Origin of the sequence: Micromonospora parastrephiae (assembly GCF_016802865.1) — a bacterium.
GTDB lineage: Bacteria > Actinomycetota > Actinomycetes > Mycobacteriales > Micromonosporaceae > Micromonospora > Micromonospora parastrephiae.
In genome coordinates, this window is record NZ_JAEVHM010000017.1 from 32103 (window position 1) to 59041 (window position 26939).

At 72.7% G+C, this 26939-nt stretch carries 22 protein-coding genes and 3 pseudogenes; 11 read left to right on the forward strand and 14 right to left on the reverse strand.

Translation table 11 applies throughout. The features are described from left to right. From JNW91_RS06275 to JNW91_RS06285, 3 genes are all read right to left on the reverse strand, one after another. A complete protein-coding gene (locus tag JNW91_RS06275) occupies window positions 1-1563 on the reverse strand; it encodes an AMP-binding protein (protein WP_203173991.1) in 1563 nt (520 codons plus the stop codon). Window positions 1564-1797: 234 nt separating this feature from the next. Then, entirely contained in the window at window positions 1798-3012 is a 1215-nt protein-coding gene (locus tag JNW91_RS06280; protein ID WP_203173971.1) for an acyl-CoA dehydrogenase family protein, read from the reverse strand. Window position 3013: 1 nt separating this feature from the next. After that, the gene (locus tag JNW91_RS06285) at window positions 3014-3466 is read right to left on the reverse strand and encodes an SCP2 sterol-binding domain-containing protein (protein WP_203173972.1); all 453 of its coding nucleotides are present in this window, start codon (window positions 3464-3466) and stop codon (window positions 3014-3016) included. Window positions 3467-3534: 68 nt separating this feature from the next. On the opposite strand from JNW91_RS06285, the gene JNW91_RS06290 reads away from it, so the two are divergent. Continuing rightward, a complete protein-coding gene (locus JNW91_RS06290) occupies window positions 3535-4173 on the forward strand; it encodes a TetR/AcrR family transcriptional regulator (RefSeq protein ID WP_203173973.1) in 639 nt (212 codons plus the stop codon). Window positions 4174-4181: 8 nt separating this feature from the next. Here JNW91_RS06290 and JNW91_RS06295 read toward each other — a convergent pair whose 3' ends face one another. Further along, window positions 4182-4826 (reverse strand): DedA family protein, encoded by a 645-nt coding sequence (locus JNW91_RS06295; RefSeq protein WP_203173974.1) that lies wholly within the window; start codon window positions 4824-4826, stop codon window positions 4182-4184. Window positions 4827-4995: 169 nt separating this feature from the next. On the opposite strand from JNW91_RS06295, the gene JNW91_RS33105 reads away from it, so the two are divergent. Together JNW91_RS33105 and JNW91_RS06305 are read left to right on the forward strand one after the other, a co-directional pair. Next, the gene (locus JNW91_RS33105; RefSeq protein WP_203173975.1) at window positions 4996-6147 is read left to right on the forward strand and encodes a sensor histidine kinase; all 1152 of its coding nucleotides are present in this window, start codon (window positions 4996-4998) and stop codon (window positions 6145-6147) included. Beyond that, window positions 6144-6785 carry a response regulator gene (locus JNW91_RS06305; protein ID WP_203173976.1) on the forward strand — a complete coding sequence of 214 codons (642 nt, stop codon included), beginning with the start codon at window positions 6144-6146 and terminating at the stop codon, window positions 6783-6785. The genes JNW91_RS33105 and JNW91_RS06305 overlap by 4 nt, the downstream gene beginning before the upstream one ends. Window positions 6786-6810: 25 nt before the next feature. Here JNW91_RS06305 and JNW91_RS06310 read toward each other — a convergent pair whose 3' ends face one another. The 7 genes and pseudogenes from JNW91_RS06310 to JNW91_RS06340 form a co-directional block, all read right to left on the reverse strand. Next, the gene (locus tag JNW91_RS06310) at window positions 6811-7428 is read right to left on the reverse strand and encodes a DedA family protein (RefSeq protein ID WP_203173977.1); all 618 of its coding nucleotides are present in this window, start codon (window positions 7426-7428) and stop codon (window positions 6811-6813) included. Window positions 7429-7498: 70 nt separating this feature from the next. Further along, the gene (locus JNW91_RS06315) at window positions 7499-8761 is read right to left on the reverse strand and encodes an adenylosuccinate synthetase (RefSeq protein ID WP_203173978.1); all 1263 of its coding nucleotides are present in this window, start codon (window positions 8759-8761) and stop codon (window positions 7499-7501) included. After that, the gene (locus JNW91_RS06320; RefSeq protein ID WP_203173979.1) at window positions 8758-9717 is read right to left on the reverse strand and encodes a hypothetical protein; all 960 of its coding nucleotides are present in this window, start codon (window positions 9715-9717) and stop codon (window positions 8758-8760) included. The genes JNW91_RS06315 and JNW91_RS06320 overlap by 4 nt, the downstream gene beginning before the upstream one ends. A 9-nt stretch (window positions 9718-9726) precedes the next feature. After that, a complete protein-coding gene (locus JNW91_RS06325) occupies window positions 9727-10698 on the reverse strand; it encodes a protein kinase family protein (RefSeq protein WP_203173980.1) in 972 nt (323 codons plus the stop codon). Next, window positions 10695-11449, reverse strand: a pseudogene (locus JNW91_RS06330) (NUDIX hydrolase). The gene JNW91_RS06325 and the pseudogene JNW91_RS06330 overlap by 4 nt, the downstream one beginning before the upstream one ends. A 92-nt stretch (window positions 11450-11541) precedes the next feature. Then, complete coding sequence (locus JNW91_RS06335; RefSeq protein WP_203173992.1) at window positions 11542-12366, reverse strand: MaoC family dehydratase; 825 nt, start codon at window positions 12364-12366, stop codon at window positions 11542-11544. A gap of 221 nt (window positions 12367-12587) precedes the next feature. Continuing rightward, window positions 12588-13949: a 3-oxoacyl-ACP reductase gene (locus JNW91_RS06340; protein ID WP_203173981.1), complete on the reverse strand. Its 1362-nt coding sequence runs from the start codon at window positions 13947-13949 to the stop codon at window positions 12588-12590. Between the two features lie 56 nt (window positions 13950-14005). Here JNW91_RS06340 and JNW91_RS06345 point away from each other — a divergent pair, with 56 nt between their 5' ends. The 4 genes from JNW91_RS06345 to purB all read left to right on the forward strand — a co-directional run bounded on the left by JNW91_RS06345 (window position 14006) and on the right by purB (window position 20294). Further along, window positions 14006-15298, forward strand: coding sequence for an acetyl-CoA C-acetyltransferase (locus tag JNW91_RS06345; protein ID WP_203173982.1), 1293 nt, complete (start codon window positions 14006-14008; stop codon window positions 15296-15298). A 229-nt stretch (window positions 15299-15527) separates the two neighbouring features. Next, window positions 15528-16454: a glycosyltransferase family 2 protein gene (locus JNW91_RS06350; RefSeq protein ID WP_309244258.1), complete on the forward strand. Its 927-nt coding sequence runs from the start codon at window positions 15528-15530 to the stop codon at window positions 16452-16454. Further along, window positions 16447-18813 (forward strand): hypothetical protein, encoded by a 2367-nt coding sequence (locus tag JNW91_RS06355; protein ID WP_203173983.1) that lies wholly within the window; start codon window positions 16447-16449, stop codon window positions 18811-18813. Before JNW91_RS06350 ends, JNW91_RS06355 begins: the two co-directional genes overlap by 8 nt. A gap of 56 nt (window positions 18814-18869) precedes the next feature. Next, window positions 18870-20294: an adenylosuccinate lyase gene (purB, locus tag JNW91_RS06360; RefSeq protein WP_203173984.1), complete on the forward strand. Its 1425-nt coding sequence runs from the start codon at window positions 18870-18872 to the stop codon at window positions 20292-20294. Window positions 20295-20391: 97 nt separating this feature from the next. On the opposite strand, the gene JNW91_RS06365 is transcribed toward purB, so the two are convergent. Next, window positions 20392-20955, reverse strand: coding sequence for a YbjQ family protein (locus tag JNW91_RS06365; RefSeq protein ID WP_203173985.1), 564 nt, complete (start codon window positions 20953-20955; stop codon window positions 20392-20394). A gap of 24 nt (window positions 20956-20979) precedes the next feature. Next, the gene (locus tag JNW91_RS06370) at window positions 20980-21663 is read right to left on the reverse strand and encodes a S1 family peptidase (protein ID WP_203173986.1); all 684 of its coding nucleotides are present in this window, start codon (window positions 21661-21663) and stop codon (window positions 20980-20982) included. A 357-nt stretch (window positions 21664-22020) separates the two neighbouring features. Here JNW91_RS06370 and purS point away from each other — a divergent pair, with 357 nt between their 5' ends. The 4 genes and pseudogenes from purS to JNW91_RS06390 all read left to right on the forward strand — a co-directional run bounded on the left by purS (window position 22021) and on the right by JNW91_RS06390 (window position 26594). Then, window positions 22021-22284, forward strand: coding sequence for a phosphoribosylformylglycinamidine synthase subunit PurS (gene purS / locus JNW91_RS06375; protein WP_030332194.1), 264 nt, complete (start codon window positions 22021-22023; stop codon window positions 22282-22284). A 13-nt stretch (window positions 22285-22297) separates the two neighbouring features. Continuing rightward, entirely contained in the window at window positions 22298-22963 is a 666-nt protein-coding gene (gene purQ, locus JNW91_RS06380; protein WP_203173987.1) for a phosphoribosylformylglycinamidine synthase subunit PurQ, read from the forward strand. Window positions 22964-23150: 187 nt separating this feature from the next. Continuing rightward, window positions 23151-25834: pseudogene (gene purL / locus JNW91_RS06385) on the forward strand (phosphoribosylformylglycinamidine synthase subunit PurL). A gap of 4 nt (window positions 25835-25838) precedes the next feature. After that, entirely contained in the window at window positions 25839-26594 is a 756-nt protein-coding gene (locus JNW91_RS06390) for a 2-phosphosulfolactate phosphatase (protein WP_203173993.1), read from the forward strand. Window positions 26595-26707: 113 nt separating this feature from the next. On the opposite strand, the pseudogene JNW91_RS06395 reads toward JNW91_RS06390, so the two are convergent. Further along, a pseudogene (locus tag JNW91_RS06395) lies at window positions 26708-26939 on the reverse strand (hypothetical protein); the annotation flags it as partial.

Genomic DNA, 26939 nt, shown 5'->3' on the forward strand with positions numbered 1-26939 from the left:
TCAGCCGTAGTAGCGGCGCAGTTCCCGGGCGAGCACCTTGCCGGTGGCGTTGCGGGGCAGGTATTTCACGAAGACCACGTCCCGGGGGACGGAGAACCGGGCCAGGTAGTGGCGGACGTACTCGCGGACCGCTTCGGGGTCGAGGGTTTCGCCGGGGTGCAGGGCGAGGAACGCGGCCAGTCGCTGGCCGTACTCTGGGTCGGGTACGCCGATCACGGCGGCCTCGCGGACCTGCGGCAGTTGGGCGAGCAGATCCTCCACCTCGGACGGGAAGACGTTCTCGCCGCCGGAGACGATCATGTCGTCGGCGCGGCCGTCGACGAAGAGCAGCCCGTCGGCGTTGAGTCGACCGAGGTCGCCGGTGTCGAGCAGCCCGTCGCGGGTCTCCCGGCTGGCACCGGAGGTGTAGCCCTCGAAGAGCATCTCGTTGCCGACGAAGATCCGCCCGACCCGTCCCTCGGGCACCGGCTGGCCGGCGTCGTCGAGGATCGCCAGGAGGGTGCCGTGTGGTGGCCGGCCGGCGGTGGTCGGCGTCTGACGCAGGTCCGGCGGTCCGGCGATGGACGCCCAGGAGACCTCGGTGGAGCCGTAGAGGTTGTACAGCACGTCCCCGTAGACGTCCATGAACTTCGGCGCCAACCCGCCGGGCAGGGCCGAGCCGCTGACCGCGACGACCTTGAGTTTGGGGCGCGGGTCCGGCGGGGGAACCTCCAGCAGCCGTTGCACCATCACCGGTACGGCGAACAGCGCGTCGCAGCGGTGTTCGACCAGGGCGGCGAGCGTGGCGGCCGGGTCGAAGCGGCGTTGCAGCACGATGGTGGCTCGTAGCGCGAAACAGACCTGGAGTGCGGCGAAGCCCCAGGTGTGGAAGATCGGTGCGGCGATCATCACGCGGTCCCTGGCGTGCAGGGGGATCCGGTCGATGATGGATACCAGCGGGCCGAAGCCGCTGGGCGTGGGCCGTCGGGCGCCCTTGGGTGCCCCGGTGGTGCCCGAGGTGAGCACGATGATCCGGCCGTCCCGCTCCGGCGGGTGCAGCTCGCCGGGCAGTGCTCCGACGACCAGTTCCTCGCGGGCGCGCTCGTCGAGGCGGGGCAGTTCGGCGGGGAGGCCGAGGACCCGATCGGCGAACTCGTCGTCGTGCACCAGCAGGCGGAGTCGCTGCTCCTCGGCGACGGTGGCCAGTTGGGCCGCGGAGAGGCCGGTGTTGACGAGGACCGCGTCGACACCCAGCAGGGTGGCCGCGACGATCGTCTCGATCAGCCCGTGGTGGTTGCGGCAGAGCACGCCGATCCGGTCGCCGGCCTGTACGCCGAGCCCGGCCCGCATCGATCGGGCCATGCGTTCGGCCCGGTCGAGGAGGTCCTGGTAGGTCAGCTCGTTGCCGTCCTCGTCGATGACCGCTGGTCGACCGGGGTCCCGCGCGGCTGCCTGGCGGAGTTCACCGGCGAGGCTCCACCCCCACGTGCGCAACGCGTTGAGCTGCGAGGCGATCCGGACCGGCCGGCCCGGGGTGAGCAGGCCGCGACGGGTCAGCGTGGCAACGATGAACGGCAGGTCCATGCCGCAGACCTCCTTCGGGGGCGGTACGCGGACAGGGCGGTGGCGCTCCCCGTCCGTCGGGGCGTCGTCCTTGATCATGCACCCGGCGTGGCACGAGACCCAGCCGGCGTCGGCGTGGGGTGACGAAGACGGCACGGATAGGTAGGAGTACGCCGCCGATCCCTTGGCCCGGCCCGAGCCGGAACGCCGAGGCGCCCGAGCGACAGCCGGGCCAAGGGACGGCCAACCGGAGGGTCAGCGAATCTGCATTCCGGAGATCGCCCTTGAGATGACCAGCCGCTGGATTTCGGAGGTGCCCTCGAAGATGGTGTAGATCTTGGCGTCGCGGTACCAGCGCTCGACCGGGTGGTCGCGCAGGAAGCCGGCTCCGCCGAGCAACTGCACCGCCTTCTCGGTGACCGACACCGCCACCTCACCGGCCTTGAGCTTGGACATCGAGCCCTCACCCGCGGTGAACGGACGGTTGTTGCGACCCATCCAGGAGGCCCGCCAGACGAGCAGACGCGCTGCGTCGATCTCCATCCGCATGTCGGCCAGCGCGAACGCGACCGCCTGGTTCTCGATGATGGGCCGCCCGAACTGGACCCGGTCCTTGGCGTAGTCCAGGGCGTACTCGTAGGCGGCCCGGGCCACGCCGAGCGCCTGCGCGCCCACGGTGGGTCGGGACAGCTCGAAGGTGCGCATCGCGGCCTGCCCGGTGGCCCGCCGACCGGAGCGGGCCCGGTCCAGGCGTTCCAGGAGGGCGTCGCGTCCGCCGAGCAGGCAACGGCCGGGTACGCGTACCCAGTCGAGGAACACGTCGGCGGTGTGCGACGCGCGCAGGCCGAGTTTGCGCAGCTTGCGGGTGGCGGCCAGGCCGGGGGTGCCCGGCGGTACGACGAACGCCGCCTGGCCCCGGGAGCCGAGCGTGGGGTCGACCGACGCGGTGACCACGTGCACTCCGGCTATGCCGCCGTTGGTGGCGTACGCCTTCTGGCCGTTCAGCACCCACTCGTCGGTGGCCTCGTCGTAGACCGCTCGGGTGCGCATCGCGCCGACGTCGGAGCCGGCCTCGGGTTCGCTGGTGCAGAACGCGGCGACGGCCGGCGAGTCGACGTCGCCGAAGCACTGTGGCACCCACTCGACCATCTGGTCGGGGGTGCCGGCGCCGTAGATGGCGGCGACGGCGAGCGAGGTGCCGAAGATGGAGAGGCCGATGCCGGCGTCACCCCAGAAGAGTTCCTCGCTGGCAATGGGCAGGGAGAGCCCGGTGGGATCGGCCCAGCAGGTGGCGAGGAACTCGAAGCCGTAGAGGCCGACCTTGGCGGCCTCCTGGATCACCGGCCACGGGGTGTCCTCGCGCTCGTCCCACTCGGCGGCGGCCGGGCGCACGACCTCGGCGGCGAAGCCGTGCACCCAGTCGCGTAGATCCCGCTGTTCCTCGTTCAGGTCGAGCGAGAACTCGGCCATGTCAGGCCTTGGGGATGTCGAACAGGTTGGCGATGTTGGCGGCGAGCCCGAGGTCGCCCTTCGCCTTCAGCTTGCCGGTCATGAACATCATCACCGGGTTGGCGCCACCGGAGACGATCTTCAGGAACTCGACCGGGCCCATGGTCAGGCTCAGCTTCGGGTCGTGCTGCGGGGTCTCGTTCACGTCGCACTTGCCGTCGGCGATGACCACCTCGTAGGTGTCGCTGCCACCGTCGGGGCGACCGGTGATGACCCAGTGGATGACCGCGTTGGTGGAGCCGGCCCGGTCCGCCCGGAACAGCGACGGCATCCGGCCGAACACCTCGCCCAGGACCTTGCCGCGCAGGTCGCCGGACATCACCTGGGCGATCTTGTCGTCCGGGGTGGACTTGACCAGCTGGGCGAACTCCTTGGGGCCGACGTTGGCGAACGTGGCCGGGTCGAAGTCAGTCATGAGGTGCGCCTTCCGGAAGATTTGGCTACTCGCGCGTAACCCTACGCACGAGTAGGTATGCTCGCAAGGTGTCCACCGCCCCCGCCTTCAAGCGCCTGCCACGGGCCGTCCGCGAGCAGCAGATGCTCGACGCGGCCGTGAAGGTCTTCTCCCGGCGCGGCTTCCACGCCGCCAGCATGGACGAGATCGCGGAGGACGCCGGCATCTCCAAGCCCATGGTGTACGCGTACCTCGGCACCAAGGAGGAGCTGTTCGTCGCCTGCCTGCACCGGGAGGGCACCCGGATGATGCAGGCCATCGCCGGTGCCGCCGCCCCCGACCTGCCGGCCGACGAACGGCTCTGGCGCGGACTGAAGGCGTTCTTCGGCTTCGTCGGCGCACACCGCGACGGCTGGGCGGTGCTCTACCGGCAGGCCCGGGGCGAGCAGCCGTTCGCCGGCGAGTTGGCCACGATGCGGGCCCGGCTCGTCGAGGTGGTCGCCGGGATGCTCGACCACGCGCTACGCGCCGAGGGCCGCGAGATCACGGCCGTCGACCTGGAGGTGGTCGCGTACGCGCTGGTCGGCGCGTCCGAGTCGTTGGCCGACTGGCTCGCGGATCACCCGGAGGCCGACCCGGAGAAGACCGCCACCCGGATGATGAACGTGGCCTGGCTCGGCGCCGGCCAGCTCCTGCACGGTGTCACCTGGCGCCCGCCGGCGGGCTGACCCGGACTTCACCGCACGTGGGTCCCACCCACCGGCTCGGCCATCGGTGCCGACCGCGCCGATCGGCGGCGCCTGCCGAACCAGCGCACCACCTCGACGACCAGGGCCATCGTCAGCGCGAGACCCAGGCCGAGCAGCAGGCCGCGCAGCGGATCCTGCTCGAACGCCATCCCGCCGAGGTAGCCGACCAGCCCCGAGTAGAGCCCCCAGGAGCCGGCGGCGAGGGCGTCGAAGGCCAGGAAGCGTCGACGCGGATAGTGGACGGCCCCCATGGTGAGGGTGACCGCGGTCCGGCCACCCGGCACGTAACGGGCGACGGTGAGGATCAGACCGCCCCGGGTGGCGATTCCCCGGCGGGCACGCTCGACGGCGGCCCGGCGCCGGCCGTCGGCCGGGAGCCGGTCGAGCAGCCGGGTGCCACCGCCTCGCCCGATGGCGTACGAGATGTGGTCGCCGACCAGCGCACCGGCGGCGGCCACCAGGATCACCGCGGGCAGGTACGGCGCGCCGGAGGCCGCGAACACCCCGGCGGTGATCACCGCTGTCTCGCTCGGCACCACCGGGAAGAAACCGTCGAGCACCGCGATCGTGAAGATCGCCAGGTACACCCACGGCGAGGACATCGTCTGATGCAGCAGGTCGAGCAGATCCATGGTCCCGATGCTGGTGCCGGCGACGGCTCCCGCCATCGGCCAGTGGTCAGCCGCGCGGGATGACTTAGGTAGCGTCCGGCCCGGACGGCGGGTAGGGGTCTTCCCCCACCGCACCCGGGTCTGTCCGTCGCCGCGGCCCGATCCGCCGGTGAGGCCCTACGCTCGCTGCGTGGCCTCCAGCGCCGTCGTGCTTCGGCGGGTCGTCGAGCGGTACGCCCCGTGGCTGCTCGCTGTCGTGGTCGCCGCCGCCGTCTGGGCCAGTGCGACCGGCGCGATCGGGGTCCGCTCGCCGCTGCCGCCCGTCGTCGCGCTGCTCGTCGCCGTGGCCTCCGGTTGGGCCGCCAGCCTGGTTCGGACCCGGCGCTGGCCGCTGTTCCTGGCCGCTGCGGTCGGCTGGTTGGTGCTCGCCGCCGCGGCGCCCGGGGTCGTCGCCTCGTACCAGGCGGGCCTGCGGCTGCGTGGTCGGCGGCTCACCGACTTCCTCCTCGGAGCCGCCCTCGTGCTGGCCGGTGGGGTGCTGGTCGGGCTGGAGGTGGGCGGCGTGCGTCGGCTCACCACCGCCACCCTCGGCAACGTGCTGCTGCTCGTCCTCTGGCTGGTCGGGTTTCCCCTGGTCCTGGGTCTCTGGGTGCGGGCGCGCCGGGACACGCTCGCCGCGCTACGGGACCGGGCCGAGCGCCTGGAACGCGAGCAGGAGGCCCGTGCCGACCGGGTCCGCGCCGAGGAACGGACCCGGATCGCCCGGGAGATGCACGACGTGGTGGCGCACCAGGTGTCGCTGATGGTGGTGCACGCCGGCGCGTTGGAGGTGACGGCCGCCGACCCGGCGACGGTCGAGGCCGCCGCGCTGATCCGCAGGACCGGCCGGCAGGCGCTCACCGACCTGCGCGAGGTGCTGGGCGTGCTGCGGCAGGGCGGTCCGACCACGGTGCCGGAGCGCGGGCTGGACGCCCTGGACGAGCTGATCGGGGAGTCCCGCTCCGCCGGACTCCGGGTACGGCGGCGGGACGAGGGCGTTCCCGCGGCGCTGCCCGCAACGGTGGGGCGCACCGCGTACCGGGTGGTCCGAGAGGCGCTGACCAACGTGCGCAAGCACGCCGCCGACGCCGAGACGACGGTCTGTCTGCGGTACCTGCCCGACGGGTTGGAGGTGGCGGTCCGCAACGGCCCGTCCGGAGCCGGGCAATCTCTACCCGGTGCCGGGCAGGGGTTGCTCGGGCTGCGCGAGCGGGTGGAACTGCTCGGCGGACGGCTGGAGGCGGCGCCGGCGGACGGCGGGTTCCTGGTCCGGGCCCTGATCCCGGTGGAGGGTGCGGCGTGATCCGGGTGGTGGTGGTGGACGACGAGCAACTCGTCCGGGCCGGGCTGCGACTCATCCTGGAGGCGGCCGAGGACATCACGGTGGTGGGCGAGGCCGCGGACGGCGCCGGCGCGCTGGAGCAGGCCCACCGGTTACGCCCCGACGTCGTGCTGCTCGACGTGCGGATGCCGGGCGTCGACGGGCTGACCGTCGCGCCCGACGTGATCGCCGCCGGCCCGAAGGTGATCATGCTGACCACCTTCGACGTCGACGAGTACGTGCACCGGGCGCTGCGGGCCGGGGCGGTGGGTTTCCTACTCAAGGACACTCCGCCCCGCGAGCTCACCGCCGCCGTCCGCACGGTGGCCGCCGGGAACGCGATGCTCGCCCCGACGGTGACCCGGCGCCTGATCAGCTCGTTCGCCGAGCGTGGTCCGGCCCGTCGGGACGCGGCGCGCCGACGGCTCGCCCCGCTCACCGCGCGCGAGCTGGAGATCGTCCGGGAGGTGGCGCGCGGGCTTGGCAACGCGGAGATCGCCCGGCGGCTCGCGATGAGCGAGGCCACCGTGAAGGCGCACGTCAGTCGGGCGCTGGCGAAACTTCAGGCGGGCAACCGGGTGCAACTGGCGATCCTTGTGCACGACGCTGACCTGCTGTGACGGGTGGCAGGCCGATCGAGCCCGGTCAGTGGCGGGCGGCGGCGTGGCGGTGTGCCCGGCGGCGCAGCCAACGGACGCCCTCGATGCCCAGCGTGACGATCACCGAGAGGCCGATCCCGGCGAGGATTCCCCTCACGGGGTGGCGCTCGAAGGCCAGCCCACCGAAGTAGCCGAGCAGACCGCAGTACAGGGCCCAGCTGACCGTCGCGATCGCGTCGTACAGCAGGAACGACCGGCGTGGATAACGCACCGCGCCCATGGTGAGGGTGACCGCGGTCCGGCCGCCCGGCAGGTACCGGGAGGTGGTCAGGATCAGCCCGCCGCGCCGGTCCAGCGCGCGTCGGGCCCACTCCGAGCTGGCCCGCCGGCGGCTGTTGTCGGGAAACCGGGCGAGCCGGTTCGCGCCGCCGCCGCGCCCGATGGCGTACGAGATGTGGTCGCCGGCGCAGGCGCCCAACGCGGCGGCGACGATCACCGCCGCCAGGTTGGGGTTGCCGCCGGTGGAGAGCACGGCGGCGGTGATGACGGCCGCCTCGCCGGGTACGGCCGGGAAGAACGCGTCGACCGCCGTGAGCCCGAAGATCAGCAGATACACCCATGGCGAGGTGACCAGCTGTCGGAGCAGGTCGAGCACGGAGTCCATGCACTCATGCTCGCCGGGTGCGACCCGCCCGGTGGCCGAGTCGGCGGATCACCCGCGTTCGACCAGGGCCTCAGACCGGGTAGGCCAGGGCCGGTGCGGCGAGCAGCGGGCCGTGCGTGGCCTTGTCGTCGGCGGTGGGGCCGTGCGAGGTCAGCACCACCGGCGTGTTCAGCTCGGCGCGTACCGCCTCCGCCCAGTCGGGCGGCGGGTCGTCGTACAGCGGGCGGGAGCGCAGCAGCCGGGCGGTGAGCGCGGCCTGCCGGTCCAGGTCGCCGGGCGGGCCCGGGGTGAGCCGGTCGGTCGTGTCGTAGCGGCGGCAGATCCGCAGGCCGGGGCCGGCGAGGTCGAGGTGGGTCAGCGCCAGGCCGTCGACGCCGCCCGCCGCGGCGAGGGCGTACCGGTGGGCGACCGCGTCGAAGTGGCCGAACCGGAACCGGCCCTGCCACGGGTTCGTGGCGTTGTGGTGGTCGGTGAACGGCAGGCTCGGGTCCTCGGTCACCAACGGGCCGTGCCCGTGCCGGGTGGTGACCACGCGGAGCACCCCGATCCGGGTCACGTCGCCGGACCGGCCCGCCTCGGCGAGCAGACTGTCGGCGTTGGCGAACGTGGTGGTGCTCCACGTCGTGTACGGGTGGAAGCCGTGCCACTCGTCGAGCAGTACGCCCTGTGCGCCCTCGAAGACACAGGTTCCGGCGCGCAGCGCCCCGGCGAGCCAGGTCTCGTCGACGATCGCGACCCGCCCGGCGAACCCGGTGAAGGCGGGCAGGCAGTCCTCGACCGGCGGTGCGTCCAGTGGGCCGAGTTCGGCGGTCAGCCGGTCCCGCAGGGCGGTCAGCCTGCGACGCAGCAGCGCCGGACGGTGGCAGTCGGCGACCCGGGGTGCCTCGTCGGGGTGGGCGAGACCGTACGCGACGGCCTCGCCCACCCCCAGCCCGCAGGAGCCGTGCCGGTCGGCTCCCCGGGCGATCTCCCGGGCCTGGTTGGCGGCCCGGTGGTACGGGGTGGCGAGCAGCGCGTCCCCGTCGACGGTCAGCCGGTCGAGCGCGTCGGGCACCCCGACCGTGGCGAGATGGTCGGCCTCGGCGGCCAGCGCCAGCGGGTCCACCACCACGTGCCGCGACAGGTGCGTACGGACCCCGGGATGGAAGGTTCCGGCGCCGAACTGCGCGAACGTGTGGTGCCGCCCGTCGCGCAGCACGACGTTGTGCGCCGCCTGCGCGCCCCCGTTGAAGCGGACCACGGTGTGCACGGGGCGGGTGGCGCAGAGCCAGTCCACCACCGTGCCCTTGCCCGCGTCGCCGTAACCGAGGTCGACCACCGCCACGTGCCTCACAGCCTGGTCACCCCACCACCGGTGTCGCGGAACGCCGGCAGTGTCGACACTTCGGCCCGCCGGCCCCGCCCGAGACGGGCCAGAGCCTTGGACACGGTGCCGGTGGCGCCGGACCCGGAGCGGTCCAGGTGGCGAAGGCCCTCGTCCAGGTCGATGGCCTGTTCACCGAGGCCGATGGTGAGCGCGATGGTCTCGCAGACCGCGTCGAGGTCGTCGAGCACGACGGTGTTCTGCCCGAGCAGGTCCCGCCAGAAGTCGAGCACCTTGGCGTTGCCGGCGTAGTGACTGCCGGCGGGAAGCAGGTAGTAGGTGTCCCAGCGGCGGCTCACCTCGTCGACGACCTGCCGCAGCGGCACGTCCTCGGCCAGGTCGTCACCGATCAGGCCGGCCACCTCACGGGCCTTCGCCCGCGGGTACGCCAGCTCGTCGCCGATGATGAACAGGTAGCCGCGCCGGCCGCGCTTCTCCCAACTGTCGGTGACGGTGTGCCGGGCCATGAAGTACATGGCCAGCTCGTACGACTCGGTCATCTGCCCGCCGCCACCGCCCTCCAGCACGATCCGGCCGAGGTCGTCGTCCATCCGGTTGTCCGACTCGAACTGGCTCACCTGCAACGGCACCCGGTCGCAGGTGGCGTCCCCGATCGCGCCGAACATGATCTGCGGATCGCTGGCGTAGCCCTGCCGTTGCAGCAGCCCGAGCAGCTGCGGCAGCTTGGTCTGCAGGACGCGCGGTACCTTGCCCATCGAGCCGGTCACGTCGAAGAGCACCGCGATGGGCGTCGACCGGGGGTGTTCGGCGGAGTCCCGGCTCTCACGGGTCGCGCCCCGGGGGTCGAGCGCGGGGTGCACGGTGCGGGCTCCACTGTCGCTGTAGGAGAAAGCGCTGCGGCCGGTGGAGCGCCGGTAGCGGTCGGCGGCGTCGTACACGTCGGTGGACCAGATTCCACTGCCCATGACAGCTCCTTATGGGGTGAGGGCGAAGGGGCGGAAGGTGCGTGGCCCGTACAGCCGGTCCAGCACCTGGTCGAGTTCGCGGAGCAGGCGCCAGGCGTCGTCGGGCCGGGCGACCAGGGGTCGCTGCCGGCAGCCGTCGGCGAAGTCGAGCAGCTCGCGGGGCGCCTGACGGTTCATCAGCGAGGTCATGCAGCGGCTGGCCATCGCGATGTCGGTGCCCGGCCCGCAGGGCAGCTTCTGGAAGACCTCGGGCGGATACCAGTCCTCCTGGCCGGGCACCAGCGCTGGGACAGTGGTTCCCACGGGTGCGGAGAAGCACCAGTCGACCAGCACCACGCCGTGGGCGTCCGGCTCGATCAGCACGTGTCGCGGCAGGACGGCGCCGTGCACGATTCCCGCTCGGTGGGCCAGACCGAGCACCACCAGCAGCCGCCGCCACATCCAGGCAACGTCCCGGGCGTCCAACCCGTCGGGGTACGCGCGCCGCACCTCGTCGAGGTCGTGCAGGCCGGGCGCGGTGGCGAGCACGTTGATCCGCCGTTCGGCGCCGGTCGCGGCGTCCGAGTGCCGGAACTCGTCGACGAGTCGGGGCACGTACGGCAGGTAGCGCGGGTCGCCACGCTCGGCGATGGTGCACAGCGCGTACGCCTCGCGGGCCATCAGGTCGTTGTCGGTGGGCCGCCGGGGGAGCTTGAGCAGCCGGTCGTCGCCGACGTCGTAGAGGTCGGCCAGGTCACCGGAGTGGACCGGCACGCCGAGTCGGTAGTCGCCGAGGACGGTGACCTGTCGGGCCTGCCACCGGGTGGTGACGTGGATGAACGCGTCGAGGGCTTCGGCGCGTACCGCCGGGTCGGCCGGCAGGCGGTCGGGGTGCAGGGCCGCGACCAGCTCGCGGTAGCGCCGGGCCGGCTGGTCCGTGCCGAACAGGTCGGCGTCGGTGCGGGCCGCCGTGACCAGGCGGATGGCAGCCGTCGTCCTCACCGCACCGTCTCCTCGCGGGCCGGCCGCAGCAGCGCCGGGTGCAGCAGCCGGGCGTCGCCGGCCCGGTAGAGCCGGGCGCGGGGGCCGCCCCGGGCGCACCGCGCTCGGTGCTGGCGCCCGTGCTCTCCACGAAGCCCGGCACGGAGAGCACCTTGCGGTGGAAGTTGCCCGCGTGCAGCGGGTGACCCCAGACCGTCTCGTAGACGGCTCGCAGCTCGCTGATCGTGAACTCGGCGGCGAGGAAGCGCGTGGCGAGCGGGGTGTACTCCAGTTTGGACCGGGCCCGTTCCAGCGCGTCGTCGATGATCCGGCCGTGGTCGAAGGCGAGCTGCCGGCTGGTCAACGCGGTCACCGGAAGCCAGATCGCCTCGTCGGCGTCGGTGCCGGCGGCCGGGTCCGGCAGGTCGGGGGCGAACGCGAGGTGGGCGATCGAGACGACGCGCATCCGCGGGTCGCGGCCGGGCGCGCCGTAACTGCCCAACTGCTCCAGGTGTACGCGGCGCAGCCCTTCGCCGCCGAGCCCGGTCTCCTCGGCCAGCTCCCGTCGGGCGCCGGCGATCAGGTCCTCGTCGGGGCGGACGAAGCCGCCGGGCAGCGCCCAGTGCCCCTCGAACGGCGCCTGGCCACGGCGGATCAGCAGGAGGTGCAGCGCGTCGTCGCGGATGGTCAGTGCCACCACGTCGACGGTCACGGCGACCGACGGGTAGGCCCGTGGGTCGTACGCCTTCAGGAAGTCCTGCTCGTCAACCATGTCTCTCTCATTCTGAGAACATCTCGTTGTGAGAAGAACCTAGCGCACGCGAACGCCCCTGCCAAGCCCGAATCCGGATTGGCAGGGGCGCGTCAGCGCACGAGACCCGCCAGGTGCGGTCGGCCGCGCGAGTCGTGCAGGGCGAAGCCGCCGTCCGGCAGAAGGGCGAAGCTCACCGTGCTCGGTAGCGGCACGGGCACCTTGAAGGCGACCTCGACGGTGTAGGCGTCCGGCAGCCGGGACTCCAGCGCGGCCAGGCAGCGCGCCTTGCTCCACATGCCGTGCGCGATCGGCCGGCGGAAGCCGAACAGCCGCGCCCCGAGCAGGGACGTGTGTATCGGGTTGTGGTCCCCGGAAACTCGCGCGTACCGCGTGCCGACGCGGGGTTCCACCCGCCAGCGAGCCGTGGCGTCCGGCGCCTCCGGGCGTCCGCCCCGATCGCGCGCCTCGCCGCCGCTGGGCTTACGCTCCCGACCCAGGTACGTCGAGACGCCGCGCCAGACCTCCTCCCCGGCGACCGAGCCGACCAGGACCACGTCCACCTGCCGCCCCCGGTCGTGCGGGCGCAGGTTCTCCGCGTACGTCGTGAGGTCGAGAGTCTCGTCGGCGGTGATCGGGCGGTGCACGGTGATCCGGTTGCCGATGTGCACGACACCGGTCAGCGGGATGGGAAACCCCGGCATGGTCATCAGTCGCAGGGACAGCGGGAAACCCATGACGTGCGGGAACGTGGCCGGCAGTCGATCGGTGAGCCGGAATCCGCAGACCCGGTCGTAGTCGGCCAGATGCGCCCGGTCGACGGTCACCCCGCCCACGGCCACCTCGACCGCCGGCAGGCCCGGCCCCCGCCGCCCACCGCCGAGGCCCGGCAGCGCACCGAGCACGGCCCGCCGGTAGAGCGCCCCGGCCGCCGGCATCCGGGGCAGCGCGACCCGCTCCCGGGCACCGGTTTCGGTGCGCCCGGCCGGACCGCCGCCGGAGAGGTCGTGCGTCTGCTCAAGGCTCAGGTCCTGCCCCGAGGGTTCCGGCCTGTGGATCGCGTCCAGGATCTCCCGCGACAGGATCTCGGTGGGGCCGTCGGTCAGCTCGTGGACCGACAGGTCGTCCGGGCCCTCCGCCGGCTTTCTTCTCCTTGCCATCACGCCCCCAGCAGACTCTGGCCGCAGACCCGGACCACGTTGCCGCTGACCGCGCCGCTGGCCGGCCAGGCCAGCCAACCGATCGTCTCGGCCACGTCCACCGGCAGTCCGCCCTGGGCGAGGCTGTTCATTCGCCGCCCGGCCTCGCGGACCACCAGCGGGATGCGTGCGGTGAGCCGGGTCTCGATGAAGCCGGGGGCCACCGCGTTGACGCTGATGTCCCGCTCGCGCAGGACCGGGGCCAGCGAGTCGACCAGCCCGATCACGCCGGCCTTGCTGGTGGCGTAGTTGGTCTGCCCCCGGTTGCCGGCGATCCCGGCGATCGAGGAGACCGCGACGATCCGGCCGCCCGCCGGGATCAACTCCCGCTCCAGCAGCACGTCGTTGATCCGCTCCTGGCTGGACAGGTTGACGTCGATGACCTGGTCCCACCGGTCGGCGTCCATCCGGCCGAGCGTCTTGTCCCGGGTGATGCCGGCGTTGTGCACCACCACGTCGACCCGGCCGTGCCGGCTCGCCAGGTGGTCGGCGAGCCGGGTCGGCGCGTCCGGTGCGGTCAGGTCGAGCTGCACGGCGGTGCCGCCGATCTCGTTCGCCACGGCGGCGAGCGCATCCCCGGCCGCCGGGACGTCCAGCGCCACCACCTGCGCGCCGTCGCGGGCGAGCACCTTCGCCAGCGCCGCGCCGATCCCCCGGGCGGCGCCGGTGACCAGCACGACCTGCCCGTCCAGTGGGCGGTCCCAGTCGGTCGGGGCACTGGCCGCGCCGGCACCGACCCGGATGACCTGCCCCGAGACGTACGCGGACCGTCCGGACAGGAGGAACCGGAGGGTCGATTCCAGGCTCGTGCGGGTGGCGCTCTCGGCGCGGGTCACGTAGACGAGCTGCGCGGTGATGCCCCGGCCGAACTCCTTGCCGATGCTGCGCACCAGCCCCTCCAGGGCGCGCTGGGCGGTCGCCTCGCGGGGCGTCGCGCACTCGCCCGGAGGTGTGCCCAGCACGATCACCCGGCCGCTGGGCAGCACGGCCCGGGCCTGCGGGTGGAAGAAGTCGTAGAGCTGGCGCAGCACGGTCGAGTCGGTGATCCCGGTGGCGTCGAAGAGCAGTGCGCCGTACCGCTGGGGGGTGTCGGCGGCGGCGTCGGCGGCCGGGTCGGCCAGCTCGACCCCGGCGGCGGTCAGGATCTCGGCGACCGGTTCGGCGAGCCGGCCGCCGGTGGCCGAGCCGAGCAGGGCCGGCCCGGCCAGCAGGGGGTCGCCGGGGTGATGTCGGCGCAGTCGGGGCGGGTCGGGCAGCCCGAGGCGCTTGACCAGCGCGCGGCCGGCGGCCGATTGGACGAAGCTCGCGTACCTGTCGGTCATGGGCGTAGCCTACTGGCGAGTAGGGTTCGAGCAACACATCTCGGAGGAGGCGGATCGTGCAGAGCATCCGGCGGGTCGCGGTCATCGGGGGCAACCGCATCCCCTTCGCCCGTTCCAACTCCCGCTACGCGGACGCGTCCAACGCGGACCTGCTCGGCGCGGCGCTGGACGGTCTGATCGCCCGGTACGGGCTGGCCGGACAGCGGGTCGGCGAGGTGGTGGCCGGCGCGGTGCTGAAGCACTCCCGCGACTTCAACCTCACCCGCGAGGTCGTCCTCGGGTCCCGCCTCGACCCGCACACCCCGGCATACGACATCCAACAGGCTTGCGGCACCGGCCTGGAGGCGGCGATCCTCGTCGCCAACAAGATCGCTCTCGGCCAGCTCGACGTGGGCATCGCCGGCGGTGTCGACACCACCTCGGACGCGCCCCTCGCGGTCAACGAGGAGATGCGGCGCACGTTGGTCAAGCTCAACTCCGCCCGCACGCTCGGCGAGCGGCTGAAGATCGCCGCGAAGCTGCGCCCGCTCCAGCCGTTCAAGCCGGAGATCCCGCGCAACGCCGAGCCGCGTACCGGCCTCTCCATGGGTGACCACGCCGCCCGCACCGCGCTGCGCTGGCAGATCGACCGGCGCTCCCAGGACGAGCTGGCGTTGCGTTCGCACCAGCGGCTCGCCGCCGCGTACGACCGGGGCTTCTTCGACGACCTGATGACGCCCTACCTGGGGCTCACCCGCGATCAGAACCTCCGCCCGGACACCAGCCTGGAGAAGCTCGGCTCGCTCCGGCCGGTCTTCGGCACCCGCGGCCCGGACGCCGAGCAGGCCACCATGACGGCCGGCAACTCGTCGCCGCTCACCGACGGAGCCTCCACCGTCCTGCTGGCCAGCGAGGAGTGGGCGGCGGCGCACAACCTGCCCGTGCTGGCCTGGTTCAGCTGGTCGGAGACGGCGGCGGTGGACTTCGTGCACGGCGACGAAGGGCTGCTGATGGCCCCCGCGTACGCGGTGCCCCGGATGCTGGCCCGTGCCGGGCTGACGCTGCAGGACTTCGACTACTACGAGATCCACGAGGCGTTCGCCTCGCAGGTGCTGGCCACCCTGGCCGCCTGGGAGTCGCCGGAGTTCTGCAAGGACCGGCTCGGCCTGGACACCCCGCTGGGCGCGATCGACACCGACCGGCTCAACGTCAACGGCTCGTCGCTGGCCGCCGGGCATCCGTTCGCCGCCACCGGCGGGCGGATCGTGGCGACGCTGGCCAAACTGCTGGCCGAGAAGGGTGGCGGACGCGGCCTGATCTCCATCTGCGCCGCCGGTGGCCAGGGCGTCACGGCGATCCTGGAGCGCTGAGCGCGCCGATCGTCCCTTACCGGGGCACCCGCCAACCGGCGTTAACGCTCCGTTCAGAAGTCGGCCCGCTGGTGGAGGGCTGACCACGCGATGGTGATCGCTGCTGAACGTGATTACTCCTGCGTGCGGAACGGGGCCGTAACACCATGGAGTCGCCCACCCTGTCGGTGGTCATCCCGATGTTCAACGAGACTGCCGTCATCCGGCTCTGGTCACCCGGCTGCGGTCGGTGCTCGACGCGCTCGCCGTCGACTACGAGGTGGTGGCCGTCGACGACGGCAGCCGGGACGACACCGTGTCGGTGCTCTCCGACCACGGTCGGGACTGGCCGCAGCTGCGCGTGATCCGCCTGCGGCGCAACAGCGGCCACCAGGCGGCGTTGACCGCCGGGCTGCAGCGGGCCGCCGGCCGGTGGGTGGTGAGCCTCGACGCCGATCTCCAGGACCCGCCGGAGGTCATCGCCGAGATGCTCCGGGTGGCCCGCGAGGACGATGTGGACGTGGTCTACGGCGTCCGCGCCGACCGCAGCACCGACACTGCCTTCAAGCGCAACACCGCCCGGGTCTACTACTGGCTGATGCGCCGGCTCGTCGGCGGTGAGCTGCCCGCCCAGGCCGGCGATTTCCGGCTGCTCAGCCGGGACGTGATCGAGGTGCTGCGGCGGCTGCCCGAACGCGCCCCGGTCTACCGGCTGCTGGTGCCGTCGCTCGGCTTTCCCAGCGCCGAGGTGCGCTACGTCCGCGCGGCGCGGGCCGCCGGGGAGACGAAGTACCCGCTGCGTCGGATGGTCGCCCTCGCCTGGGAGAGCACGGCGAGCTTCTCCGCGGCGCCGCTGCGACTGGCCACCTGGCTGGGGATGTGCAGCTTCCTGCTCTGCCTCGTGCTGATCGCGTTCGGCATGGTCGTGCACGTATCCGGCGCCACGATCCCCGGCTGGACGTCGATGTTCGTCGCGGTGCTGCTGCTCAGCGGCGTGCAGTTGGTCTGCCTCGGCCTGCTCGGCGACTACGTCGGCCGGATCTACGCCACCCTGCAGAACAGGCCCGCCTTCCACGTGGGGTTCGACTCCCACGACGGCGTGGGTGGCACCGCGACGAACGCGCCCGACCGAACCGGTGACGGGTCACGCACACCAGCCGTCGGCGTCCATGGCTGACACCCTGCTCGCCGAGCGGGTCGACACACCGACGTCGGCGTCACGTCGCAACATCCTCGTGCCGGCACTCGCCGGGATGCCCTGGCTGCTCGCCGTCGCCGCACTGCTCCTGCTCTGGTGGCGCGGCGGCGTGCCGGTCCCCGACCTCGCCCGGTACGCCGGTTACTGGACCTTCGCCCTGGTGCTTCCCGGGACGCTGGTGCACCGCGCGCTGCGCGGCGGCCGGGGCAACCTGCCGGAGGACCTCGCCCACGGCGCGGCCACCGGTCTGCTGCTCGAACTCGTCGCCTGGGCGTCGGCCGCGGCGACCGGCCAGCAGTCACTGCTGCGGTGGTGGCCGCTGCCGCTGCTCGTCGCCTTCGCCGCCGTACCCCGGCTGCGCCGGCACTGGCGGGTCGGCGAGCGCCGGCCGCTTCCCCTCGCGTGGCACTGGGCGATGGGCGCGGCTCTGCTGCTGGTGCTGGCCTGGGGTTACACCCAGTGGCGGCTGGTCCCGCTGCCGCCGGTCGATGGCTACTACTACCAGGACCTGCTCTACCACCTGGGGCTGGTGCAGGAGCTGACCCGGGCGATGCCGTTCGAGTTGCCGCACGTGGCGGGTGAGGAGTTGCGCTACCACTACCTCTCCGACGCCCACCTGGCCGCCGGGAGCATGATCACCGGCAGCGCACCGCCTGTGGTGCTGCTGCGGCTCTGGCTGGTGCCGGTGATCGGTACGGCGGTGGTGCTCGCGGCCGGGCTCGTCCGGGACCTGAGCGGCGCCGTCTGGACCGGTCCGGTGGTCGCCGTCGCCGGTTTCGTCGGGGGCACGGTCACGCTCGCCTCGCCCGTCGGGGCGTCGGGTGAGCTGCCGCTGTCGTACGCCAGCCCGTCCCAGACGTACGTGCTGGTGCCGTTGCTGCTGCTCACCGGGCTCTGCGTCGACGTTGCCCGGGGGCGTGACCTCGGGCCGGCCTGGCCGCTGGTCCCTGCGCTCGGGCTGGCCTGTGCGGGGGCGAAGTCCAGCGCCCTGCCGCCGCTGATCGCCGGCCTGGGTCTCACCGCCGCCGTCGTCTGGTGGCGGGACCGGCGGGTGCCACGCCCCGCGCTGGTGGCGCTGGCCTGCCTGGTGGCGGCGATGGCACTCGGTTTCCGACTGTTCGCCGGCGGCGGGGCCTCCACACTGCGGGTGCAGGCCCTGGCGCTGCTGCACTTCATCGGCCCGTACGCCGAGACCCTCGGTCGGGGTGACGGGATCTGGCCGGCCGCGCCGCTGCCGCCGGGCATCGACGACGGCGGTGCTCTCGGGTGGCTGTTGGCGTTCGCCCTGGTGGGGTGGTGGGTGCTGGGTCAGGCGCCGCGATGGGTGGGGATGGCCCTGCTCGCCGACCGGGAGCGCCGGGCCGACCCGGCCGTCTGGCTGCTCGCCGGCACGGTGCTGGCCGGTGCCGCCACCACCTGGGTGTTCCAGCACCCGTCGGTCAGCCAGATCTACTTCTGGATGGGTGTCATCCCGGTCGGTGTGGTGCTGACCGCCTGGTCGCTCGCGGCGGCCCGGGTGCCGTGGACGGTGCTGACGGCGACCGCGGGCGTCGGCGCGTTGATGGCGCTCGCCGCGGCCGGCACGGTGGTGGGTCTCGCCGTGCCCACGATCGACCGTCCCGTTCCGCCGAGCGTCGAGGGGTGGCTGCGGGCGCTGGGCGCCTCGGCGGCCGGGTACGCGCTGTTCGTGGTGGTGGCCGCGGCCCTCGCCGTGGTGGTGGCCGCGCTGTGGCGGCGGCGGGTACCGGCACCGGACGGCCGTCGGCGGGCGGTGCCGGTGGCGATGGCCGGCATCACCGCCGCGCTGCTCGGCGCCAGCGTCGCGCTCGTCCTGGCCGGGACCGTCCGCTCCGTGCTCAGCGAGCCGGTGCCGGCGAGCGGGCCGCAGCCGTACGCGTTGACGGCCGACGAGATGCGCGCGGCGTTGTGGCTGGACGGGCATGCCGCCGACGACGACGTGATCGCCACGAACGTGCACTGCCAGCCGGTGCCGACCAGCCCGCACTGCGACGCCCGCGCGTTCTGGGTGACCGGTCTGGGCGGGCACCGGGCGGTCGTGGAGAGCTGGGGCTACACCGACGCGGTCGTGGCCGCGCACGGTGTGGCGAACCTGGGGTACGCCCGGCAGAGCTTCCCCGACCAGGACCTGTTCGCGCTCAACGAGCGGGTATTCGCCGCCCCGGATGCGACCGACCTGGAGCTGCTCCGCACGCGCCACGGTGTCCGGTGGCTCTTCGCGGACACCAGGGCGGGCGCCGTGTCCCCGGAGCTGGCCCGGCTCGCCCCGGTGCGGCTGGTCGCCGGCACGGTCACCGTCCACGAGCTGAGCAACCCTTGACGGCCCGGCCCGGCCCGGTCCGGGTGCTGGCCAGCACGTGCGGGACAATGAGGTACGTGACGACGATCCCCAACGTGCTCGCCAACCGGTACGCCTCGCCCGAGTTGGTCGCCCTCTGGTCGCCCGAGGAGAAGGTCCGGATGGAGCGGCGGCTCTGGCTCGCCGTGCTCCGCGCCCAGCGCGATCTGGGCGTACCGGTGCCGGACGGTGTGGTCGAGGCGTACGAGCGGGTGCTCGACCAGGTCGACCTCGCCTCGATCGCGGAGCGGGAACGGGTGACCCGGCACGACGTGAAGGCCCGCATCGAGGAGTTCAGTGCGCTCGCCGGGTTCGAGCACGTGCACAAGGGGATGACCTCGCGGGACCTCACCGAGAACGTCGAGCAGCTCCAGGTGCGTGCCTCGCTGGAGTTGATCCGGGACCGGGTGGTGGCCACCCTGGCCCGGCTGGCCTGGCTGGCGTACGAGCACTCCGAGCTGGTGATGACCGGCCGCTCGCACAACGTGGCGGCGCAGGCCACCACGCTGGGCAAGCGCTTCGCGTCGGCGGCGGAGGAACTGCTGATCGCGTACGAGCGGCTGGAGGAGCTGATCGCCCGCTACCCGCTGCGCGGGATCAAGGGCCCGGTCGGCACGTCCGCCGACCAGCTCGACCTCTTCGACGGCGACGCCGACAAGGTGGCCGACCTGGAGCGCCGGGTCGCCGAGCACCTGGGCTTCTCGCGGGTGCTGGACAGCGTGGGGCAGGTCTACCCGCGGTCGTTGGACTTCGACGTGCTGGCCGCGTTGGCGCAGGTCGCCGCCGCGCCGTCGTCGCTGGCCACCACGATCCGGCTGATGGTCGGTCAGGAGTTGGTCACCGAGGGCTTCAAGCCGGGCCAGGTCGGCTCCAGCGCGATGCCGCACAAGATGAACACCCGCTCGTCGGAGCGGGTGAACGGCTTCGCGGTGATCATCCGGGGTTACCTGTCGATGGTCGGCGAGCTGGCCGGTGACCAGTGGAACGAGGGGGACGTGTCCTGCTCGGTGGTCCGGCGGGTGGCCCTGCCGGACGCGTTCTTCGCCGCCGACGGGCTGTTCCAGACGTTCCTGACCGTGCTCGACGAGTTCGGCGCGTACCCGGCGGTGATCAACCGGGAGCTGGAGCGGTTCCTGCCGTTCCTGGCCACCACCAAGATCCTGGTGGCGGCGGTCCGGCGTGGCGTCGGCCGGGAGGTCGCGCACGAGGTGATCAAGGAGCACGCGGTCGCGGTGGCGCTGGCCATGCGGGAGAAGGGCGCGCCGGAGAACGACCTGTTCGACCGGCTGGCGGCGGACGGGCGGCTCGGTCTGTCCCGCGCCGACATCGACACCCTCGTCGCCGACCGGAGCGCCTTCGTCGGCACCGCCCAGGCCCAGGTGGCAGCGGTGACAAGCCGAATCACCAGGGTGGTGGAAGCCCACCCCGACGCAGCCACCTACTCCCCACCCCCCATCCTCTGACCCCCGCGTTCCCATCGGTTGATCATGAAGTTATTGCCCCGACACGCCGATGTGTAGGGCAATAACTTCATGATCGACGGACTGCGGCGGGCGCGGGTTACTCGCCGGTGGGGGTTTCTGCGGCGGTTCTCAGGTTGGGGGCGCTGGCCGGTTCGGCGATGCCGCCGGGCGACCCCGTGAAGCCCGCGGGCTCCGCGGTCTCCGCCGCGACCACCGGCTGGTCGGCCGGCATGACCTCGGGCATCTTGGGTACGACGATCACCGCCGTGCCGTAGGCGCAGATCTCCATCCACATCTCGCCGCAGTCCCGGCTGTCGAACCGCATGCCGATCACCGCGTTCGCGCCGAGCCGCAGCGCCTCCTCGCCGAGGCGGGCCACCGAGTCGGTACGCCACCGGGTCAGGTTGTCCGGTGCCATCGGGTCGTACGCGCCACCGCGCAGGTTCTTGACCCCCTCGCGGTACGGGTTGCGCGTCCTGGCCATCGATGACACCACCTCACCGAGAATCTGGCGGATCTCGTAGCCGGGCAGTTGCTCCGTCGTCACGACCAGCACGATTCCGATGCTGTCAGGAGCGGCCCGACCCGATCGTGCGCATTGTTCACCTGATCGGATGCTGCAAAACGGCGCGGCGCGGACGGCGGGCACTCGGCCGGCCATCCACGCCGCGCCGGGCGCTAACCGTCAGACACCGGCCGTCGAGGTGATCCAGGCTCGGTTGTACGCAACGCTGCCGTAGTTCTGGATGCTCGACCCGTCGGCGGTGGAGGCGACGCCGACCTGCTGACCGTTGTAGAACTGCGGCCCACCGGAGTCACCACGCCAGGCGTTGCCGTTGATCCGGGTGCTGCGGATCGCCTGTCCGCCGTACGCGTCGGTGGCGTTGTTGCTGGTCACCTGGACGGTGGCGGTCTTGAGCTGGCTGGACGCGGAGCAGCCGCTGTAGCAGGTCATGCCCCAGCCGTAGATCGAGTTGGTGGAGCCGACGGGCGGGTTGCTGCTGGCCAGGCTCACCGCGGAGGTGCTGACGGTGCTGGAGAGCCGCATGAGGGCGAGGTCGTTGCGGGTGTAGGTGGCGCTGACGGTGCGGGTGACGCCACCCGAGGCGCGGTAGACACTGCCGACCCGTACGGACATGGTGCCGCTGATGCAGTGTCGGGCGGTGAGCACCCACTGCGGGGCGATCACGCTGCCGGAGCAGGTGAACGAGCCGTTGCTGAGCACCGCGGCGGCCCAGGGGGCGGACGAGACGGTGTTGCCGCCGATGATGGGTTGCGGGCCGGCCGGGGCGGCGACCGCGCCGGACGTGGCGCCGAGGACGCCGACCAGCGCCGTGCCGAGTACGGCGAGCAGGGGACGGATGCGCATCGGGTGGACTCCTTGGACGGGGCGGGCCCGGGGTCGCCGGGTGCCGGACGGCGACGGCGGGAGGTCCCCGCCATCGCTCTACATCGAGGTACGTCGATGTACATTAGGGCCCACGGCCGGCGTTTTCAAGGATTCGATCGAGGTTAACCAATGTAACGATTCGGCTACCCCGAGCGCCGTGTATGCCCTGGTGAGACCGCGTGTCCCGGCTGGCGACCCACCTCGGGCACCGGTTATGTCGATCACCGTCTGAACTGCACCCGGCCGGTGCGTCCGCGACGGAATCTGCCAGGTACGCTGGCTGCGCTCGCCCGTTGTGGGTCGGCACCCAACTGCGTACACAGTCAGGAGTGCCCAGTGCCTCGCGTCGTCGTCGACGTCATGCTCAAGCCCGAGATCCTCGATCCGCAGGGCCAGGCCGTCGCAAACGCGCTGCCCCGGCTCGGCGTCAGCGACGTCGCCTCGGTTCGGATCGGCAGGCGGATCGAGATCGAATTCACCGGTGAACCGGACCTGGACCGGGCCCGGGAAATCGCCGACAAGCTGCTCGCCAACCCGGTCATCGAGGACTTCACCGTCCGCCTGGTCGAGGCCGACGAGACCGCGGACGCCCGCTCGTGACGCCCGGGTCGGTGTGGTCACCTTCCCTGGCTCGCTCGACGACGGGGACGCGGCCCGGGCCGTCCGGATCGCCGGCGCCGAGCCGGTCCGGCTCTGGCACGGTGACCCGGATCTGCACGGGGTGGACGCGGTCGTGCTGCCCGGCGGTTTCTCCTACGGTGACTATCTGCGCTGCGGCGCCATCGCCCGGTTCGCGCCGGTGATGGAGACGATCGTGGACGCCGCCCAGGGTGGCCTGCCGGTGCTCGGCATCTGCAACGGCTTCCAGATCCTCTGCGAGGCGCACCTGCTGCCCGGCGCGCTCACCCGCAACCAGCACCTGCACTTCCGCAACCGGGACCAGGTCCTGCGCATCGAGTCGGCCGGCACGGCGTGGACCAACACGTTCCAGCCCGGCCAGGAGGTGCTCGTCCCGGTGAAGAACGGCGAGGGCTGCTACGTCGCCGACACCGCGACGCTGGACCAGCTCGAAGCCGAGGGCCGGGTTGTCGCACGCTACGTCGGGGGCAACCCCAACGGGTCGCTGCGCGACATCGCCGCGATCACCAACTCCGCCGGCAACGTTGTCGGCATCATGCCGCACCCCGAGCACGCGGTGGAGGCGCTCACCGGCCCCTCACTGGACGGCCTCGGCTTCTTCACCTCGGTCCTCAAGCACCTGGTGGGGACGCCGGCGTGAGCGCGAGGAGCGAGCCGGGTCTGCGAGCCCCGCAGTCGCGAACGAACGGCGCGTTGGTGAGCGCGAGGAGCGAGCCGGGTCCGCGAGCCCCGCAGTCGCGAACGAAGAGCGGAACGGTGACCGGCGACACGATCACCGGTCAGCTCAACCGCCGGTCTGGCGGGCACGAGCGCAGCGAGGAGAGGTCATGACCACCCATCCGGACCCGGTACGGGACACACCGGAGGCGTACTCCGCCCCGGCGCAGCCGCCGCGCCGCTCCCGGCGCAGCCCGCCGCCCCGGCGGTCGTCCCGGTCCAGCCGGCGACCGTCGACTGGACCGACGGCGTGGACACCGTGCCGCGCGCGAACGGCACCCCGGGCGAGCTTCAGCCGTACACCGAGCTGGGGCTCCGCGACGACGAGTACGACCGGATCCGGCAGATCCTCGGCCGCCGGCCCACCCAGTCCGAGCTCGCGATGTACTCGATCATGTGGAGCGAGCACTGCTCCTACAAGTCGAGCAAGGTGCACCTGCGGCAGTTCGGCGAGAAGGCCCCGCAGAGCGACCGGCTGCTCGCCGGCATCGGCGAGAACGCCGGCGTGGTGCAGGTGTCCGACGAGCTGGCGGTGACCTTCAAGGTCGAGTCGCACAACCACCCGAGCTTCGTCGAGCCGTACCAGGGCGCGGCGACCGGCGTCGGCGGCATCGTCCGGGACATCCTCGCCATGGGTGCCCGCCCGATCGCGGTGATGGACCCGCTGCGCTTCGGCGCCGCGGACCACCCGGACACCGCCCGGGTGCTCACCGGCGTCGTCGCCGGTGTGGGCGGCTACGGCAACTGCCTCGGCCTGCCCAACATCGGTGGTGAGCTGGTCTTCGACCCCTCCTACCAGGGCAACCCCCTGCTCAACGCGCTCTGCCTCGGCGTCCTGCCCGTCAACCGGCTGCAGAACAAGGCCGCCGCCGGCCCCGGCAACGTCGTCGTGCTGATGGGCGCCAAGACCGGCCGGGACGGCATCGGCGGCGTGTCGGTGCTGGCCAGCGCGACCTTCGACGAGGGCAGCGAGCAGCGCCGCCCCGCCGTGCAGGTCGGCGACCCGTTCACCGAGAAGCTGCTGATCGAGGCGTGCCTCGAGTTGTACGACGGCCAGCTTGTGGTCGGCATCCAGGACCTCGGCGGCGCCGGGCTGACCTGCGCGCTCACCGAGACCGCCGCCGCGGCCGGCACCGGTATGCGGGTCTGGTTGGAGCGGGTGCCGCTGCGTGAGCCCTCGATGGACCCGCACGAGATCCTGGCCAGCGAGTCCCAGGAGCGGATGCTGCTGGTCGTCGAGCCGGACAAGCTCGACGCGGTGCTCAAGACCGCCGAGAAGTGGGGCGTGCTCGCCACCGCGATCGGCGAGGTCACCGCTCCGGAGCCGGACGGCCGCCCGGGTCGACTGCTGATCACCTGGCAGGACCACCTGGTCGTCGACGTGCCGCCGGGCTCGCTGGTGGACGACGGCCCGGTGTACGCCCGACCGATGCGTGAGCCGGCCGACCTGATTCTGCTCCAGGCCGACCGGGCCGAGACACTGCCCCGCCCGGCCGACCCGGAGGCGCTGCGGGAGACCGTGCTGCGCATGATCGCGTCGCCCAACCTGGCCGACAAGACCTGGGTCACCGAGCAGTACGACCGCTACGTGCTGGGCAACACCGTGCTCGCCCAGCCGGAGGACGGCGGCGTGATCCGGATCGACGAGCGGACCGGGCTCGGCGTGGCGCTGTCGGTGGACGGCAACGGCCGGTACGCCCGGCTCGACCCGTACAACGGCACCAAGCTGGCCCTGGCCGAGGCGTACCGGAACGTGGCGGTGACCGGCGCGAAGCCGATCGCCGTGACGAACTGCCTCAACTTCGGCTCCCCGGAGGACCCGACCGTCATGTGGCAGTTCGCCGAGGCCGTGCGCGGCCTCGCGGACGGCTGCCTGGAGCTGGGCATCCCGGTCACCGGCGGCAACGTCAGCTTCTACAACCAGACCGGTGCGGCGGCCATCCACCCGACCCCGGTGGTCGGTGTGCTGGGCGTGCTGGACGACGTCGCCGACCGGGTGCCGATGGGCTTCGTGCCGCGCGCCGGTGGCGACCACGACCAGCTGTACCTGCTCGGCGAGACGAACGTGGAGCTCTCCGGCTCGGAGTGGGCCTGGGTGGCGCACGAGCACCTCGGCGGCATCCCGCCGCAGATCGACCTCGCCCGGGAGAAGGCACTGGCCGACCTGCTGGCCGAGGCCGCCCGGGTCGGGCACCTCAGTTCGGCGCACGACCTCTCCGACGGTGGCCTCGCCCAGAGCCTGGTCGAGTCGTGCCTGCGTCGCGGCGTCGGCGCCCGGATCGCGGTGCCGGAGCAGTTCGCCGGCGGCTCGATGCCGTTCGTGTACCTGTTCAGCGAGTCCGCCACGCGGGCGCTCGTGTCGGTGCCGCGCGGTCACGACAAGGCGTTCGCGGCGCTCTGCGCCGAGCGGGGGGTGCCGTTCGAGCTGATCGGCGTCACCGACCCGGCCGGCGGTGCGCTGGAGGTGCACGGTCAGTTCCGGATCGGCCTGGACGAGCTGCGTGCCGCGCACACCGAGACGTTGCCGCGACTCTTCGGGGGTGCGGCGGCCGTTGAGGTGCCCGCGCCGGCCGCCGGTGTGGCGGGTGCGGTCGAAGCCGTGCCGCTGCCGGTCGCTCCGGCCGAGCCGGTCGACCCGGCAGAGGTGCTCTCCGAGCCCATCGCTTCTTCGGGTCCTTCCCCGGAGACCGGCGCTGTCGAGCCGATCGGGTCGGAGCAGCCGATTTCCGTCGAGCCCGGCGGGTCGTCCGAGTCTGACACCGGTGTCACCGAGCCGTCGCCTGACGAGCGCTGAGGCGTTGGCGGCTGCCGTCTACGGCCAACCCGGCTCGGGTGCCCGGTTCGACTGGGGACTGACCGGAGCGGCCGAACTCGGCCGGGTCTGCGCGGCGCTGGTGGTGGTGGACGTGCTGTCGTTCACCACCGCCGTCGAGGTGGCGGTGGCCCGGGGCATGCGGGTGCACCCGTTCCCCTGGGGTGAACAGGCCGCGGAGTACGCGGTGCGGGTCGGCGCGGTGGCCGCGGTGGGTCGGCGACGGACGACAGCGGACCATCCGTGGTCGCTTTCGCCCGCCGCGCTGAGCACCGCGCCGGTGGTGGCGGACCTGGTGCTGCCGTCACCGAACGGCTCGGCCATCAGCGCCGCCGCCAGCGCCACCGGGTTGCCGGTGGTCGCGGCGTGCCTGCGCAACGCCCGCGCCGTCGGGAGTTGGCTGCGCCGCCAGGGGTACGGCACGGTGGACGCTCCGATCGGCGTGATCGCCTCGGGGGAGCGGTGGCCGGACGGGTCGTTGCGTCCGTCGGTGGAGGACCAGCTGGGCGCGGCCAGCGTGCTGGACGCTCTGTCCGGCGTGCCCGGCGGGCTCTCCGTGGAGGCGGCCATGGCACTCGCCGCGCTGGCCAGCACCCCGGACGTGCCCGCCGCGGTCCGCGGCAGCGTCTCCGGTCGAGAGTTGACCGAGGGCGGCTTCGCCGAGGACGTCGAGGTCGCCGTCCGAGTGGGCGTGTCGAACGTCGTACCGGTGCTCCGCCAGGGCGTCTTCTCCGCCGCCTGAGCACCCGTTTCCCTGGATCAACCCGGCTTCGATGTCCTCGGCGCCGGAATAGTCCGGCACAGCGAAACGGCCACCCGGATCTCCGGGTGGCCGTTTCCGTGCGCTGTGGAGGGTCAGTCGTCCAACCAGTCGAGGCGTCGGCCGCTCCGCTCGGTCGGCGGCGGGCTGTCCGGCCGCGTGCGGCCGGTCTGCTGCCCGTAGCCGCCCTGGTCGTAGCCCGGCTCGTCGTAGCCGCCGCGTGGCTGCGGAGGCTCCTGGCCGTAGCCGCCGCGCTGCGGCGGGGCCTCCTGGCCGTAGCCGCCGCGCTGCGGCGGGGCCTCCTGGCCGTAGCCGCCCTGGTCGTAC

What these genes read in the sequence shown, in the direction of transcription:
- JNW91_RS06275 (WP_203173991.1), bottom strand. Translation starts at nt 1,563, where the DNA reads ATGGACCTGCCGTTCATCGTTGCCACGCTGACCCGTCGCGGCCTGCTC.
- JNW91_RS06280 (WP_203173971.1), bottom strand. Translation starts at nt 3,012, where the DNA reads ATGGCCGAGTTCTCGCTCGACCTGAACGAGGAACAGCGGGATCTACGC.
- JNW91_RS06285 (WP_203173972.1), bottom strand. Translation starts at nt 3,466, where the DNA reads ATGACTGACTTCGACCCGGCCACGTTCGCCAACGTCGGCCCCAAGGAG.
- JNW91_RS06295 (WP_203173974.1), bottom strand. Translation starts at nt 4,826, where the DNA reads ATGGATCTGCTCGACCTGCTGCATCAGACGATGTCCTCGCCGTGGGTG.
- JNW91_RS06310 (WP_203173977.1), bottom strand. Translation starts at nt 7,428, where the DNA reads ATGGACTCCGTGCTCGACCTGCTCCGACAGCTGGTCACCTCGCCATGG.
- JNW91_RS06320 (WP_203173979.1), bottom strand. Translation starts at nt 9,717, where the DNA reads ATGGGCAGTGGAATCTGGTCCACCGACGTGTACGACGCCGCCGACCGC.
- JNW91_RS06335 (WP_203173992.1), bottom strand. Translation starts at nt 12,366, where the DNA reads ATGCCGGCGGCCGGGGCGCTCTACCGGCGGGCCGTGCTCGGTGCGCTG.
- JNW91_RS06340 (WP_203173981.1), bottom strand. Translation starts at nt 13,949, where the DNA reads ATGACCGACAGGTACGCGAGCTTCGTCCAATCGGCCGCCGGCCGCGCG.
- JNW91_RS06355 (WP_203173983.1), top strand. Translation starts at nt 16,447, where the DNA reads ATGGCTGACACCCTGCTCGCCGAGCGGGTCGACACACCGACGTCGGCG.
- JNW91_RS06365 (WP_203173985.1), bottom strand. Translation starts at nt 20,955, where the DNA reads ATGGCCGGCCGAGTGCCCGCCGTCCGCGCCGCGCCGTTTTGCAGCATC.
- JNW91_RS06370 (WP_203173986.1), bottom strand. Translation starts at nt 21,663, where the DNA reads ATGCGCATCCGTCCCCTGCTCGCCGTACTCGGCACGGCGCTGGTCGGC.